This window comes from Pandoraea sp. XJJ-1, from assembly GCF_026802345.1.
Taxonomy (GTDB): domain Bacteria; phylum Pseudomonadota; class Gammaproteobacteria; order Burkholderiales; family Burkholderiaceae; genus Pandoraea; species Pandoraea cepalis.
The window spans coordinates 1,316,595-1,331,133 of the sequence record NZ_CP113827.1; the positions used below are offsets into that span (position 1 = coordinate 1,316,595).

A 14,539-nucleotide genomic window follows, 5' to 3' on the forward strand; every position below is an offset into this window, starting at 1 on the left:
AACCGAGCACCTTGACCTAGAGATTTCCGGCGTCAAGGTGACCTCCCCCCGCTTAACCGAGCACCTTGACCTAGAGATTTCCGGCGTCAAGGTGTGCGAGTCGGAACTCGCCCGGAGTCAAATCGCCTAGCGAGCTATGCGGTCTGAAGTCGTTGTAGTCCCGTCGCCAGTCCTCGATCTTTTCACGAGCGTCGTCCAATGACAGGAACCAATGCACGTTCAGGCATTCATCCCGGAAACTGCCATTGAACGACTCGATGAACGGATTGTCCGTGGGTTTGCCTGGCCGAGAGAAATCCAAGGTTACGCCATTTTCATACGCCCAGTGATCTAGCGCATGCGAAATGAATTCGCTTCCGTTATCGACCGGTACCCACCTCGGCTTGCTTCAGCGCGAAAGTGATCTGCTCATCGGTGAACTTCGATTTCTTCATACAAATCTCCTGCCCGTCAGGGCTTCAAATTTGCCAGAAATCTCCAGTTTTGGATGCTACGGTTTTTCAGGAGGAGGTCAGGCATTACAGGTCATTCATATCAGTCTAATTGCTGTTGCTAACTCTCGATTTGCCGGCTGATCCAGCTTGAAAAATCCCGTACAACGTCGGCACTTAGTGTGTGGTTAATGGGATAGATGTGCGTTTCATGTGGCACGCCGAGTTCTGTTAGCCACTCGTCAGCATGACTTGCGAACGCCACGCGCAGCTTGTCGTCATACTCCCCGTGTGCGATGAAACCCGCGGCTTGCTTGAGCGCCTCTCGTGATGCGAGATGCGGCTCAAGTTCAGGCAGAATGCGGCCGCTCAGAATCGCAAAGCGCGCAACGTCTTCAGGCGCCGACAGAGCCACGCTGGCGCTTAGGATGCCGCCTTGGCTGAAGCCAGCCATAAGCGCGGGCACGGGCGCGTCGCCGTCCTCCTTGCGTAAAGACTGCACGAGCTGGCGCAGACGCTTCCGACTGTCATTTGCCTGATCCGCATTGATGACCGGTCCGGTGGCGCCGAAGTGGACCTGAAACCAGGCGTACTGTCCGGGCGCGAGCGTGAATTGACTGCGCACGAACACGAGTTCGAGTTGCTTCGGTAGATCGCCAGCAAGTGGCATCAGGTTCGTTTCGTTGCCGCCCACTCCGTGTAGGAGAAAGAGACGGCCGAGCGGACGCCCGGTCGCCGGGACGACGTGGAAGGAGAGGCCCGAAGCCTCATCATGTTGCAAAATACCCATGAATGCGAGCCTCTGCGTATGCTTATTTGGAGATCCAGGCGGGTGCGACGGACGTCCCCATTCCCGCGCCGTAGCCGAAGTAAATGTTCAGGCCAGCCAGCGGCTCGAGGTAACGCGCGTTCTTCAGACCGCCGGCGTCGACCGGCTGGAAGCCTAGGCTTTCAATTAGCGATTTCACGCGAGCCTTCGCATCCGAGCTGTCGCCGGCAAAGAACACACTGCCACGCTGGCCGTTTGCGAACGCGGGGCCATCGGCGAGCACTTGGGCGAAGAGGGTGTTGAACGCCTTCACGACTTCGGCCCCCGGGACAGCGCGCGCGATTTCTTCCGCAGCCGAGGTCTCATGGCCAATGGTCAGGCTCATATAGTCGGCAGTAAGGGGATTCGTGATATCGATGACTGTCTTGCCCGTAAGGTTGCCGACCGAGCGCAATGCTTCGACTGCGTCGCCGTAGCCAGTGGCGAGAACCACGATTTCACTGTCGCCTACCGCCTGTGCCGCCGTTGTGGCTTCGACACGAGGGTATTGCTTGGCGATGGCTTGTGCCTTGGCGACATCACGGCCGGTGACGCGTACTGCATGACCAACTTGGGAAAGCTGCTTCACAAATGCCGAACCCATGTTGCCCGTGCCGATAACAGTGATCTTCATACTCCGCTCCGACTTGGTTGGTGGTAGTGAGACCATTCTATTAATACGATAGACCGAGATAAACTCCGGTTGGATGGATTCATAATCCCTAGAAACGGGACATTAAATGGACAAGAGCCAAGAAATGACCGCGTTCACAGCGGTCGTTGATGCAGGGAGTTTCGTTGCCGCTGCGGAGACGCTCCGAATCTCCAAAACCGCCGTCTCGCGTTACGTGGATGCTTTGGAGCAACTTATTGGGGTGCGCCTGCTGCATTGAACGACGCGGCGCCTGTCGCTCACGGAGGAGGGGCGCCTCTTCTATCAGCGTGCGCGCGACATTCTGGCTGCGATAGATGATGCCGAGGCGGAGGTTCGCTGTTTGGTCGACTTCCTCGTTGAAACGTTCGAGATCTCTCCGTGGCAGTCCGTTGAATGTCTTTAGGGTGAACCGCCCCGGATTTGGTGGCGGTAGCGAGGCCGCCAAAATGGATTGCGCGCTCACCTACGCCGAAAGGTCGATTCCCGTGAAGACGCGGGGACAGCAGTACCTTCTTCGATCAGTGCGGCGATCTGGTCGGCCGAATATCCCATCTCCTCCAGAACCGCGCATGTGTCCCAGCCTCGCGGCTGCGCAAAGGAGCGCAATGGAGGATAGGCATCGTCAAAGCTGATGGTCGAACGGATCGCGACGGTCTTTCCTTCTGTCGGATGGTCATCGGACTGAAGAAGGCCAACGGCCTGCAAATGCGGATCGCGCTGCAATGTGTCGAGCGTATGGCACGGCTTAACGGCAATATCGGCCCCTTGCAGAATTTCGAGCCATTCCGCTGTCGTTTTGTGTGTTAGAGGTGCGCCTCTCACTTCGAACCATTCTTTGACGTTTTCAGCACGTGCGGCAACCGTCGCGAAGCGAGGATCACCAATTAACTCTTCCCGTCCAACCACTCTCAGGAATGAGCGTACCTGCTGGTCGGTGTTGACCGTGAATGCGATCCACCCATCAGCTGTCTTGACTGGCTTGTTGTGGGGGCTAAGTAGGCGAAGATCCCCGGGCGGGCCGACAGGAGGATCGAAGCTCTGTTGAGCCAGATGCTCCTGCAGCACGAATGCGGCCATGGTTTCAAACATCGGCACTTCGATAGTCGAACCGTTTCCTGTCGCCGTGCGCTGAATGATCGCAGCAAGAATCGAACCTGAAGCAATTTCGCCCACAACGTGGTCGCAAATTAGCATTGGCACATATGCCGGGGCGCCATCGCGTGCAAGCATCAGGCCTGTCATGCCAGTGACGGCCTGCACCACGCTATCGTACGTTGGATGGCCTGCATAGGGACCATCAGTGCCATAACCGGTGATGAGGCAGTAGACCTTGTCTGGATGTTTTGAGCGAATTGTTTGAGCGTCAAGTCCGAGCCGCGCCAGCGCCTGCGGCCGCATATTGGCGATGATCACGTCAGCCCAGCCGACCAGCTTCTCAATCAGCGCTTTGCTGCCCGGCTTCTTCAGGTCACAGCAAAGGTTTCGCTTTCCTCGGTTAAGGTGAAGATATGCGCCCGAATGTTGCCCGGTCGGCGACAGACCACCCAGGCCTCGCATCAGATCGCCGTCCGGACTTTCCAGCTTGATAACTTCCGCGCCGTATTGTGCAAGTCGCGCTGTGCATACCGGCCCGACGACAACGCTTGTCAGATCCAGTACGCGAACACCTTCTAACGGTTTAAAGTTCATTGTTGCCGGCCTCCATTTCAGCGGCGACTCTTCCCGAATCGTCGAATGCCTTCAGACTCCATTGAGCACCAACACGATCGGCGGCGAGCGTGATGCGGTGCCCGCAAAACAGGGGCGCGACATTTTTCATCGTGAAGAAGTTCAAATCCAGTGCGAGTTCGCGACGTGCGAACTCCGTCAAAAACAAAGTGGTAAGCCCGCCATTGACGACGAGATCAGGGAAGCCCTCAACATCGCGCGCGTAGTTCTTGTCGATGTGGATCTTGTGCGAATTGAATCCAAGCGCCGAGAACTGAAAGAGCATCGTCTCATCTGGCATCACTGACTTCGTACGCGATGCGGCCACGGATTCCGGTGCGGTTGTTTGTGCTGTGACAGGTTGCTTTTGCCCTGTCTGCGCGGGCAGAAGGAAGTAGGTCTGCGTTTCGGTGATTGCCGGCTGACTTCGGTCTGCGAGCCGTAACGAATGCGCGACTTTTACGACGGCCTTTCGTCCCGACGGCCCCATCTTCTCGGTAACGTCAGCCACCGCGCTAGTTCTGACGACGGTCGAACCAACCGGAATGTCTTGGTGGTAAACGACCCTGCGCCCGCCTTGTAGAAGTCGAGGTAGGCCGAGATCAGGAAGTGGCACTCCCAGACCGGGGAACCCATCCGCGCGAAGTACTGAGCGCGGAGTATCGGCGCCTAGCAGGATGAAGTGCCAACCCTTGGGAAGCGGCGCACCATCGACCAGGCCTTCCGCCGGAAGATCGAGCATCGCGGCTACACGCCGAACAGCTGACGCGCCGCAATGCTCGTAGCGCGTGAAAACGGACTGAACCGCTACAGCATCCATTGATGAATACTCCATGTACTTCTGCAATCAATTTAGGCTGATACTATCACGCACATTGCATATGTGAAATAAATAATTCATAGGTGATTTTACGGGGGCGGCTGCTTTCTCAAAAGCTGCGACATCCGCGGCAGGCATCAGTCCTCCCATTAGTGCGCTCGTTGATGCGATTCGCCTCATCCAGTAGAGTTGTGCGGATTTGCGCACACCCTTGCGCCACGCAACCCTCAAGCAGGCCCGGACTGGTCGTCCGGACGCTTTCCGCTCAGGAGATTCAAAACGCCCATGCCACCGCGATCAACAAATAGCGATATAAAAAATGCAATTCAGATGAAGGAGGACGCAACGGAAGTGACCGTCGCAGAAGTCGAGAGTCGAAGCTACTCGGCTCCTGCTCTGGAAAAGGGCTTGGACATACTGGAAATGCTTTGCCAGGCAGATGGGCCGCTCTCGATGAAAGACATTGCCCAGCAATTGGGGCGCAGCGTTGGCGAGTTGTACCGCATGGTGGCCGTGCTAATCAGTCGTCAATACGTCGCCCAGATCGGTGACGCGTACTACATTACGACCAAGCTGTTCTCGCTGTCACACGACAACCCTCCCACTCACAGGCTGCTTGCGGAGGCGATGCCGATCATGCAGAAACTGTCCAACCAGCTTGACCAGGCGTGCCACCTCACCGTTTATGGTCAGGGTCGGCAGACTGTCATCGCGAAGGTCGATACGCCAAGCGGGATGGGTTTCAGCGTCCGCGTAGGGTCAGAACTCGATGTTCTTGTGTCGGCATCGGGGCGCGTGCTTCTCGCATTTCAGGATCCTGAAACCAGAAAGGTCCGGATCGACGAATCCTTGCAACGGCGCCCGGATCAGGCGGACGCGCAAATCTCCGGCGTATTGGAGTTCATCAGACAGCGCGGGTATGAGTCAGCACCCAGCGTGCAGGTACGGGGGCTCTATGCGGTCAGCTTTCCCATTCTCGACAGCCACGATCACGCGATCGCCGCCCTTACCGTGCCATACGCAGAGCGGATCGATCAGGTGCAGCGAAAATCGGTATCAGAAATCGAGACCGCACTCGGTGAGGCGGCGTCGTTGCTGTGTATCCGGGTTGGTGGACGTCCGTCGTGGCGCGCGGGCGATTGAACGAACGCTTTTCTTCATGTCGTATCGCCGGACGCAGTGGACGTCTCTTTCCAGCCACCGATGCGCATGCTGATGGTTTTCGCGGCCTCGGATAGTGCCTCCTGGATTTCGACAATCGGCCTGCGCTCTGCCTGATCGATCCGTTCCGCATAAGGTATCGTCAAGGCAGCTGTCGCATGGTTTCTCGAATCAAGGACGGGAAAACTTACCGCGTACAACCCTCGGACCTGCGAACTCGGGGAAGACTCGTATCCACGCGCGCGAATGTAGTCGAGAACGACATCGATCTGCGGGTCTGCACGGTCTGGTATGCGCTGGAGCGATTCAGCGACCCGCAATCGGCGCGTCTCGTCGTCCTGAAATGCCACTAAGACTCGTCCTGATACGGATATCAGGACATCCAGATCGGAACCTACCCGCAAGCTAAAGCCCATTCCGCTTGGAGAATCGACTTTGGCAATGACCACCTGCTTACCGTGGTTGTACACCGTCAGATGACACGATTGGTCAAATTCGCTAGCCAGCCGGTTCATGATCGGCGTCGCTTCGATCAGCAGTCGGTGCGTGGGCGGATTCAGATGCGACAGTTCGAACAGCTTCGTAGTGACCGCATAGCTGTCGTCAACCTGCGCAACGTAATTTCGTGTCACGAGGCACTGAATCATCCGGTAAATCTCCCCCACACTTCGGCCAACCTGACCAGCTAGATCCTTTTGCGTGAGCGGGTGTTGGCTTCGGCAAAGCGCTTCCAGAATGTCGAGCCCCTTCTCCAGCGCGGGCGCCGAATACGTTCGCCCGTTTGCTTCTTCCGCTGACACGTCGAGCTTGAAATCGCGTCTCACTGCCCCCCCCTCCTTATGTATTCTTCGCGCCCGCCAACTGGTCTAGTGACCAGGGCCATGCAGGGGCGCGCCATCGTCTGCCTGCAACACGAAAATCGTCAGTTGGATTTTATGGATGCAAACATGATTTCGGCAAGAAAAACATCACCGTCGGCTGCGGGACACTGATAGATAGGGGAGAAGCCGAAAATTTCCGTAAATTTTGGCCATTTCACGAGAAAAATTAACGATATAAGCCACATGTTGCCAACAAAAAATCGTAGGTGTTTTCACCTATGCATAGTTGACTTCATCAGTGAAACGTCATAACTTCTCTTCAAGCGCTGAACAAACGCGCTGACCTACTCCCAGGCAGCACTTGTTCACGACTCGGGGCGACAGCTCCTACCCCCCGTACTTTTGAACCCGCAGAGGCCCAACATGAACTTCAAGTTTCACCACCTCAACCTGTGTACTGACAGTCTCCCGCGCCTGACCAAGTTCTACCAAACGCTCTTCGACCTGGGCACTATCAAGGACGAAGAACACACGCGCGTGAATGCCGAAAGTACGACCACCGGCTACAACGGCAAGGTCGACTTCCTCAGCGATGGTGATATCGAGTTTCACTGGGCAGAGCGGGATCTGGACACCGGTTTCAAGATGAACCAGATCGTCAATCCGATGGCGCGCGGACACTTCTGCTTCCGCACGGACGACATCGAAGGCTTCAAGCGCCGACTCGATCAACTCGGCATTCGATATTCGGATTACGGCCGGTGGGCAATCGCCGGCTGGCATCAAGTGTTCCTCCAGGACCCGGACGGCAATGTTATTGAGGTCCACCAGCCGAACGTTTTCAAGTAATCAGGCGGGCACCAGCGTTTAACACTTTCCGGCACGTAGGCGACTGGTGGGTATTGGTCGCCAGCCAGCAGCGGAACGTTAGCTTCCCCCTTGTGTGCGTAGCAACCGTCGGGCGAAGCACAGTCAGAAGATGCTTAACAGGGCCTCAGCGTCCTGAGACAAAGTGGTCGAAGGCCACATAAATATGGAGCAGGAGACAAGTCAAATGCGCGAAACACTTACGTTGGAAGCGGCCGAGCCGCAGTCGACATCCTCGATGGCAAAGCGAGCGACCGTCGCGAGTACCGTCGGTTCGGCGCTGGAGTGGATTGATTTCACCGCGTACGGCGCGGTGTCGGCGACCGTCTTTCCCAAGCTATTTTTCTCTCAGATGGACCCCAATATGGGGCTCCTTGCGGCTTTCGCTACTTTCGGCATCGGCTTCTTCGCGCGCCCGCTTGGTGGCCTGTTCTTTGGAATGCTCGGTGACCGCATCGGGCGCAAAAACATCCTGCTTTACACGTTGTCGCTGATGGGCGCTGCGTCGTTCCTGATCGGCTGTTTGCCGACCTACGCGACCATTGGCTTTGCCGCACCGTTGTGCCTCGTAATCCTGCGCTTCCTGCAAGGCTTCGCACTCGGCGGCGAGGCGACTGGCGCACAGCTGATGACGATGGAGCATGCTCCACAAAACAAACGGGGCCTATATGGATCGTTCATCAATATTGGATCGTCGCTGAGTGCCGCGCTTGCAAGTGGCATGCTGTTTGCGCTGACCAGCGTGCTCGGCGCGGAGCAGTTTCAGTCCTGGGGCTGGCGTGTTCCGTTTCTTTTGAGCTTCCTCCTGGTCATTCTCGGCATCTATATCCGCCTTCGCGTAACGGAAACGCCAGCGTTCGTGCAGGCGCAGGCCAAAGGGCAGGAAGAACGCGTTCCTTTGATGAAGGCTTTCGCTCAGTATCCGGGAACCATTCTAAGGCTGCTTGTTATCTGGTGTGCACCGACGGCGTGCTTCTACGTCATTACTGTGTTTTCGCTGAGCTATCTGACGAAGAATCTTGCACTCTCAAGCCAGACGGCGTTTCTCTGCCTGATGGGGGCGAACGTATTCGCGATTTTCACGGTAATTGCGGGTGGTGCAGTGAGCGACCGAATCGGTCGTAAGCCAACCATGCTGATTGCGTCGGTGCTAACGCTTGTGGTTGCACTGTCCTATTTCGCTCTCCTTGACAGCAAGAACTGGTATCTCATCTTTTTCGCGATGGCAGCATTCGTTGGCTCGCTTCAGATTCAGTCCGGCGTACAGCCAGCGTTCTTCGCAGAGCCTTTCCCCACCAAAGTTCGGTACTCGGGCTCCGCAGCCGCTTATACCGGCGCGAATCTGCTGATGGGCGGTCCCACACCTTTTATCTGCGCGTGGCTGCTTCAGCAAGCGAACGGGCAGACCTGGGTGATTACGGCCTTCTGTACGGTCGTTGTGGTGGCCTCGCTTATTGCCATCATCGCAAGCCCAGAAACTGGCCATCTCGACATCAAACGCTAATTTGCGCTTCGCGCATTGGAATCTGAGGGAGTAAGCATCGTGCTGTTGGAAAACAAGGTCTGTGTAATTGTTGGGGCGGGTTCGCTCAGGGGAATCGGGTACGCGACGGCCGAACTGTTCGCAGAGCATGGAGCAAAGATCGTCGTTGTCGATGTCGTCATGAATGACGGTTTGGCGAGCGAGATCAAGGCGTCCATCGACAGCAAGACTGGCCGCGATTCCGAAGTCATCGGTATCCGGTGTGACATTGCCATCCGTGAGGACTGCGTCCGTTTGTTCGATGAGGTCCGCACCCGCTACGGGTCGCTGGATTGCCTGGTGAACAGCGCAGCGATTGTGAAGGCGCAGCCGATGCTTACGATCGAGGACTCCGACTACGACCGGATCATGAACGTAAACCTCAAGGGAACGTTCAATCTGTGTAAGAGCGCGCTTGAAGTGTTTGCCGAGCAGAAACGCGGAGCCATCGTCAATGTTGCTTCCGTCGCCGCACAGCGCGGCGGCGGTCTGGTCGGCGGTGCGCATTACGCAGCGTCGAAAGGTGGCGTCATCAGCCTGACGCGCACGATCGCTCGGGAGTTTGGGCCAATGGGAATTCGAGCCAATGTCGTGTGCCCGTCGATGACGGAAACCGGCATGCTGGATGGAATGTCGGAAGAACGACAGAAGGAAATCGCCGCGACCATTCCTCTCCAACGTGCGGGTCGGCCCGTTGAGATTGCGGGTGCTTGCCTCTTCCTAGCATCGGACCTCGCGGGCTATGTCACAGGGGCGACCATCGACGTCAACGGCGGCAGCCACATTCATTAGTCCAGCAGCGGCTGAACCATATTGCCGCTGACAAACGGCGACCCTTTTATCTGAGATGAGCGCTGTGGCTTGCGGAGCGGCAGCTCCGCACTGGACCTTGTCCCGCCCCGAGGCTGCGACATGTAGCGTCAGCCAGGCAGATGCGACGTGACGTTGTCCTTGCCAACGCTGTCAGGCGATCCAGTGCTCATCCATCTATCGTTGCGCAAGAGCGCGGAACGATTTATTCCGAGCTGCCGCCATGCACCTCCTATTCATGTCAGCGACAGCGATGGGCGGGTGAACCACAAGTTTGCTATTGGACTGTCGGGTGGCTAGCTGCTCTCTCCGAACAAGAGAATTAACATGGCTGAAGCCTACTTGTGCGACGCTGTTCGCACGCCGATAGGTCGTTACGCAGGCTCGCTTGCGTCTGTACGCGCAGATGACCTTGGCGCGGTGCCGCTGCGTGCGCTCGTCGAACGGAACAAGGACGTCGATTGGGGAGCCGTTGAGGAAGTGATCTACGGCTGCGCGAATCAGGCGGGCGAAGACAATCGCAACGTCGCGCGCATGTCGGCGCTGCTCGCGGGCTTGCCGGTCGGTGTTCCGGGCACCACGGTGAATCGCCTGTGTGGTTCGGGTATGGACGCGATCGGCGTCGCTGCCCGAGCGATCAAGTCGGGCGAAACGAGTCTGATGATCGCTGGCGGTGTCGAGAGCATGAGCCGCGCGCCGTTCGTGATGGGCAAGGCGACGACAGCGTTCTCGCGACATGCCGAGATCCACGACACGACCATCGGCTGGCGGTTCGTCAATCCGCTGATGAAGAAGCTGTATGGCGTCGATTCGATGCCCGAAACCGCCGAAAACGTCGCCGAGGATTACAAGATCAGCCGTGAGGATCAGGACGCGTTCGCGATGCGCTCGCAGCAGAAGGCAGCGCGTGCGCAGAAGGACGGCATGTTCGCGCATGAAATCGTCGCGGTGACGATTCCGCAGAAAAAAGGCGATGCGATCGTCGTCGATAAGGACGAACATCCGCGTGAAACGAGTCTCGAGGCGCTAGCGAAGCTGAAGGGGGTCGTGCGTCCGGACGGCAGCGTGACGGCGGGCAACGCGTCGGGCGTGAACGATGGCGCCGTCGCCATGCTGATCGCCAACGAGGAAAGCGCGAAGCGCCACGGTCTGACGCCGCGTGCGCGAATCGTCGGCATCGCGACGGCGGGCGTGCCGCCGCGCGTGATGGGAATCGGTCCCGGGCCGGCATCGCAGAAGCTGCTAGCGCGTTTGGGTATGACCATCGAACAGATGGATGTGATCGAACTGAACGAAGCGTTTGCGTCGCAAGGACTGGCAACGTTGCGCATGCTCGGCGTCGCCGACAATGATCCCCGCGTCAACCCCAACGGTGGCGCGATCGCATTAGGGCATCCTCTCGGTGCATCCGGAGCACGTCTCGTAACGACGGCGAGCTATCAACTTCAGCGCACAGGCGGCCGCTTCGCACTTTGCACGATGTGTATCGGCGTGGGCCAAGGCATCGCGGTCGTAATTGAGCGCGTTTGAGGGACTTGTCAGATGACACCAGTGGAAAATTCAACGATCGGTATTGTCGGTGCCGGCGCAATGGGGCAAGGCATCGCTCAGATAGCGGCGGTCGCTGGCTATGCGGTGCGTCTGATGGACATCGATGCCGCGGCTCGTACGCGTGCTGTCGAGAACATCAGTGCAATCCTGAACAAACTATCCAGCAAAGGCAAACTTGAAGCGGCCGACGTTACGACGGCGCTAGGCCGAATTCAGACAGTCGGCGCCGTCTCCGAGTTAAGTGAATGCAACCTTGTCGTCGAGGCGATCGTTGAGCGACTGGATGTAAAGCGCTCACTCTTCGCTCAGCTAGAGGACGTTGTGCGCGAAGACGCGGTGCTGGTATCAAATACATCGTCCTTGTCTATCACGGCGATCGCCGCTGGCTGCCGCCGCCCGGACCGCGTCGCTGGTTTCCACTTTTTCAATCCGGTCCCGCTGATGAAGGTGGTTGAGATAGTTCGCGGACTTCAATCGTCCAACCAGACGATTGAATACCTTGTCGCTATCGCGGGTCGGTTCGGACATAAGGCCGTTGAATGCAGAGACATGCCGGGATTTATCGTCAATCATGCAGGCCGTGCGCTTAATACCGAGGGCCTGCGAATTGTGCAAGAGGGCGTGACCGACGAGAAAACAGTCGACGAGATTGTCCGTGAGCAGATGGGCTTTAGAATGGGACCGTTCGAATTGCTTGATCTGACCGGCCTTGACGTTTCCCACCCTGTGATGGAGTCAATTTATCGACAGTTCTATGATGAACCGCGTTTCCGTCCCTCTCCCATCACTGCGATACGACTGGCCGGAGGGGTGCTGGGACGTAAAAGCGGATCGGGATTTTATGGGTACGACAATGGCGCAAAGATCCTACCCCCAAGCCAGTCGCCGTTAGAGTCTGCGCCGGTTGCAAACCAGCCGGTATGGGTCAGTAGCCGCCACGCCGATGAAGGGCGGCTTGTACGGGATCTGCTTCAGTCATTCGGCGTCGAAATAGAAGATGGAACGACGCCCACCGAGCGCGCATTAATCGTGGTTACTCCGCTTGGTGAAGACGCTACGAGTTGTGCGGTGTCTGAAAAGCTCGATGCGACGCGCTTGATTGCCATCGACACCCTTTTGGGCCTTGACCGAGGTGTAAGACGTGTCATCATGCCGACGCCGGCAACACAGGAGGAAGTTGTGGGTCGTGTGAAGACCTTATTCTCGATGGATGGAACACCTGTGTCGATTATTCGGGATTCAGGCGGATTCGTCGCCCAGCGGATCGTCGCAAGCATTGTGAACACGGCCTGCGAGATCGCACAGCAACGGATCGCAAGTCCTGAGCATATCGACGAAGCGGTTCGACTGGGACTAGGTTACCCGCTTGGACCACTGGCATTCGGTGGGCGCATCGGTGCTCAGCGGATCCTTACAGTCCTTAAAGGACTTTTGGCTGTCTACGCTGATCCACGCTATCGTCCTGGCGTATGGCTTTCGCGTCGAGCATCCTTGGGCCTTCCTCTTACGATGATTGATTGACCAAACGGTCGGCGCGGGGGGGGGGGGCGCGGAAACGAATACAGGTCGATAACGGAAGCGAATTCATTTCGCATGCGCTAGATCACTGGGCGTATGAAAATGGCGTAACCTTGGATTTCTCTCGACCAGGCAAACCCACGGACAACGCCTATGTGGAGTCATTTAACGGCTCGTTGCGCGACGAATGTCTGAATACACATTGGTTCGACTCGATTGAGCATGCCCAGACATCCATCGAGGCATGGCGGATTGACTACAATGAGAGTCGGCCTCACATGGCTCTGGGCAATATCCCGCCTGCGGAATTTGCTTTACAGGCGGGCATTTGAAGGAGCCGTTCAGGCTCAAGGCGCCGGAAAACTAACATTCAAACTGGCCCGAAATAGCCGAGCAGATCAGCCTCATCCTAAGCCGCAACAGCAGTTGGTCCGGATTTCCCAATGCGGATCACACCTCGTGCGCCTGAACGGTGTGGTAGAGCTAGCGGGAACGCGATCAAGGAAACAGCGTGACGGCCCCGCCGCTATAAAAAAGGCCCATCACGATGGATAGGCCACAAATCCGTGGAGCGGGGGCACGACATTGCGTCACGGTCATGCCAGTCTATGCGTAACCGCTAGCCGAAAAATTAAGGAATACCCGATCAAACCAAACGAGCGTTTGAAGAGATGATGGGTTAAGCGTCTCAGAAGGGCGGAGCAGGAGCCTCGGAAAATTCCGCCGCCGTTGCATGTGACGCGAGAGGGGGGCGCACACGTGCAGTCTGCCACTCACTTTTGATTCGGTTCGCTAGCTTCGAAGTGGTGTTGCAGGTGATTGGGTGCTACGCATGTGGAATGCTGACGTACTAACCGACGTTGGCGTCGCCGGGTTTGCTGCCCAGCCCGCTGAATCAAACGGGCAACGTGATTTTCACCAAACCTTTCACCTGTAGAACGAAAGTCATATCAGGCGTGCGGCTGTCGTCGGCCGCGGCGTTCGTCCCGGATGTTTCCCTGTTATTCGCTGTTTCGAGTCAGTCGTCGTGGTCACCAGCGCGCCGCAGCCCACACAGCATCTGGTAAATGGCCAGATTGGGGGAATGAGAAAGGTCCGAATTCCCTGCAAATTTCCCTGTTTTCAGGGGAATGGCGTGAGACAAACCATTCCCAGACTCGCCGCTCCGCCAAAGCTGTTCAAGAATCCCCGTAAAATCAATGATTTGCGGGGATTTTTGTTTTTCAGACCATCAGTTGGCCCATCACGAGAAAATTCGTAATGGCGTGGGCAAAGTGACTGTAAACAGACTCCCCCAAGCCATCGGGCAATAACGCTCGTGCCGGTTACCGGGCCAACGTACATTTCGACCACTTGCGGGCCGTTTGCCCAGCAAATACGTGCCCGGATCGCGTCGGAGATTCTACTGCTTGTCACAAGCACATTCGGCTGAAAGATTCCCCGGACGGCGTCTCCCAACCCCACTCCCACACATCCGAGCAAAGTGCCCGCGACCCAGAGGCCAAAGCACTTGGGGGCCAGGAAATGCAATTGTTGAGGGAAATGGCTGGACGCCGCAATAAATGCGACGACGAGACAGACGGCGATCCAGATCCATCCGGTGGCGCGGTCGTTGCGATGTAATGATTCGTTGGGTTCTTGGGGATCTCGATTATCAACGTGGTTCTGTAGTTATATTCGGCTCGGCTCGGCTCGTACTCCGCCGTGTCGAGCAATAGCGATGGTTGCGCTTCGGTCAGCTTCCGTGATGAGCCATAGGGTTCGGATCGGGGGGGGCGCGGAGTGGAGCCGGCACACCCTGTGTCAGAAGGCAGTGGCTCTGCTCCGCGGCGCTATAGCGCGTTGGAAAAACGTCCACGTAGGCGCTA

12 protein-coding genes and 2 pseudogenes are annotated in these 14,539 nt (G+C 57.1%); 8 read left to right on the forward strand and 6 right to left on the reverse strand.

Going from position 1 to position 14,539, the window contains the following annotated elements; translation table 11 throughout:
- Positions 1–70 precede the first annotated feature (70 nt).
- The 3 genes and pseudogenes from OYT13_RS06035 to OYT13_RS06045 all read right to left on the reverse strand — a co-directional run.
- A pseudogene (locus tag OYT13_RS06035) lies at positions 71–382 on the reverse strand (integrase core domain-containing protein); the annotation flags it as partial.
- A 170-nt stretch (positions 383–552) separates the two neighbouring features.
- Entirely contained in the window at positions 553–1,221 is a 669-nt protein-coding gene (locus OYT13_RS06040) for an alpha/beta hydrolase (RefSeq protein WP_268567418.1), read from the reverse strand.
- A gap of 22 nt (positions 1,222–1,243) precedes the next feature.
- Positions 1,244–1,873 carry an NADPH-dependent F420 reductase gene (locus tag OYT13_RS06045; RefSeq protein ID WP_268567419.1) on the reverse strand — a complete coding sequence of 210 codons (630 nt, stop codon included), beginning with the start codon at positions 1,871–1,873 and terminating at the stop codon, positions 1,244–1,246.
- Positions 1,874–1,979: 106 nt separating this feature from the next.
- Here OYT13_RS06045 and OYT13_RS06050 point away from each other — a divergent pair, with 106 nt between their 5' ends.
- Entirely contained in the window at positions 1,980–2,132 is a 153-nt protein-coding gene (locus tag OYT13_RS06050) for a helix-turn-helix domain-containing protein (protein ID WP_268567420.1), read from the forward strand.
- A gap of 221 nt (positions 2,133–2,353) precedes the next feature.
- Here OYT13_RS06050 and OYT13_RS06055 read toward each other — a convergent pair whose 3' ends face one another.
- Complete coding sequence (locus tag OYT13_RS06055) at positions 2,354–3,583, reverse strand: CaiB/BaiF CoA transferase family protein (RefSeq protein ID WP_268567421.1); 1,230 nt, start codon at positions 3,581–3,583, stop codon at positions 2,354–2,356.
- Complete coding sequence (locus tag OYT13_RS06060) at positions 3,573–4,421, reverse strand: FAS1-like dehydratase domain-containing protein (protein ID WP_268567422.1); 849 nt, start codon at positions 4,419–4,421, stop codon at positions 3,573–3,575. The genes OYT13_RS06055 and OYT13_RS06060 overlap by 11 nt, the downstream gene beginning before the upstream one ends.
- Before the next feature lie 285 nt (positions 4,422–4,706).
- On the opposite strand from OYT13_RS06060, the gene OYT13_RS06065 reads away from it, so the two are divergent.
- Positions 4,707–5,564 carry an IclR family transcriptional regulator gene (locus OYT13_RS06065; protein WP_268567423.1) on the forward strand — a complete coding sequence of 286 codons (858 nt, stop codon included), beginning with the start codon at positions 4,707–4,709 and terminating at the stop codon, positions 5,562–5,564.
- A gap of 14 nt (positions 5,565–5,578) precedes the next feature.
- Here the strand turns inward: OYT13_RS06065 and OYT13_RS06070 are convergent, their stop codons facing one another.
- Positions 5,579–6,406: an IclR family transcriptional regulator gene (locus tag OYT13_RS06070; RefSeq protein ID WP_268567424.1), complete on the reverse strand. Its 828-nt coding sequence runs from the start codon at positions 6,404–6,406 to the stop codon at positions 5,579–5,581.
- Positions 6,407–6,826: 420 nt separating this feature from the next.
- Here OYT13_RS06070 and OYT13_RS06075 point away from each other — a divergent pair, with 420 nt between their 5' ends.
- The 6 genes and pseudogenes from OYT13_RS06075 to OYT13_RS06100 form a co-directional block, all read left to right on the forward strand.
- The gene (locus tag OYT13_RS06075; RefSeq protein ID WP_268567425.1) at positions 6,827–7,252 is read left to right on the forward strand and encodes a VOC family protein; all 426 of its coding nucleotides are present in this window, start codon (positions 6,827–6,829) and stop codon (positions 7,250–7,252) included.
- Positions 7,253–7,457: 205 nt separating this feature from the next.
- Positions 7,458–8,774 carry an MFS transporter gene (locus OYT13_RS06080; protein WP_268567426.1) on the forward strand — a complete coding sequence of 439 codons (1,317 nt, stop codon included), beginning with the start codon at positions 7,458–7,460 and terminating at the stop codon, positions 8,772–8,774.
- A 39-nt stretch (positions 8,775–8,813) separates the two neighbouring features.
- Entirely contained in the window at positions 8,814–9,584 is a 771-nt protein-coding gene (locus OYT13_RS06085) for an SDR family NAD(P)-dependent oxidoreductase (RefSeq protein WP_268567427.1), read from the forward strand.
- A gap of 345 nt (positions 9,585–9,929) precedes the next feature.
- Positions 9,930–11,132 (forward strand): 3-oxoadipyl-CoA thiolase, encoded by a 1,203-nt coding sequence (pcaF, locus tag OYT13_RS06090; RefSeq protein ID WP_268567428.1) that lies wholly within the window; start codon positions 9,930–9,932, stop codon positions 11,130–11,132.
- A 12-nt stretch (positions 11,133–11,144) separates the two neighbouring features.
- Entirely contained in the window at positions 11,145–12,674 is a 1,530-nt protein-coding gene (locus OYT13_RS06095) for a 3-hydroxyacyl-CoA dehydrogenase (protein WP_268567429.1), read from the forward strand.
- A gap of 23 nt (positions 12,675–12,697) precedes the next feature.
- Positions 12,698–13,003: pseudogene (locus tag OYT13_RS06100) on the forward strand (integrase core domain-containing protein); the annotation flags it as partial.
- Positions 13,004–14,539 lie beyond the last annotated feature (1,536 nt).

Bases quoted from the DNA above. Each gene is read 5' to 3' on its own strand.
- OYT13_RS06040 (WP_268567418.1), bottom strand. From the start codon at position 1,221: ATGGGTATTTTGCAACATGATGAGGCTTCGGGCCTCTCCTTCCACGTC.
- OYT13_RS06045 (WP_268567419.1), bottom strand. From the start codon at position 1,873: ATGAAGATCACTGTTATCGGCACGGGCAACATGGGTTCGGCATTTGTG.
- OYT13_RS06050 (WP_268567420.1), top strand. From the start codon at position 1,980: ATGGACAAGAGCCAAGAAATGACCGCGTTCACAGCGGTCGTTGATGCA.
- OYT13_RS06055 (WP_268567421.1), bottom strand. From the start codon at position 3,583: ATGAACTTTAAACCGTTAGAAGGTGTTCGCGTACTGGATCTGACAAGC.
- OYT13_RS06060 (WP_268567422.1), bottom strand. From the start codon at position 4,421: ATGGATGCTGTAGCGGTTCAGTCCGTTTTCACGCGCTACGAGCATTGC.
- OYT13_RS06065 (WP_268567423.1), top strand. From the start codon at position 4,707: ATGCCACCGCGATCAACAAATAGCGATATAAAAAATGCAATTCAGATG.
- OYT13_RS06075 (WP_268567425.1), top strand. From the start codon at position 6,827: ATGAACTTCAAGTTTCACCACCTCAACCTGTGTACTGACAGTCTCCCG.
- OYT13_RS06080 (WP_268567426.1), top strand. From the start codon at position 7,458: ATGCGCGAAACACTTACGTTGGAAGCGGCCGAGCCGCAGTCGACATCC.
- pcaF (WP_268567428.1), top strand. From the start codon at position 9,930: ATGGCTGAAGCCTACTTGTGCGACGCTGTTCGCACGCCGATAGGTCGT.
- OYT13_RS06095 (WP_268567429.1), top strand. From the start codon at position 11,145: ATGACACCAGTGGAAAATTCAACGATCGGTATTGTCGGTGCCGGCGCA.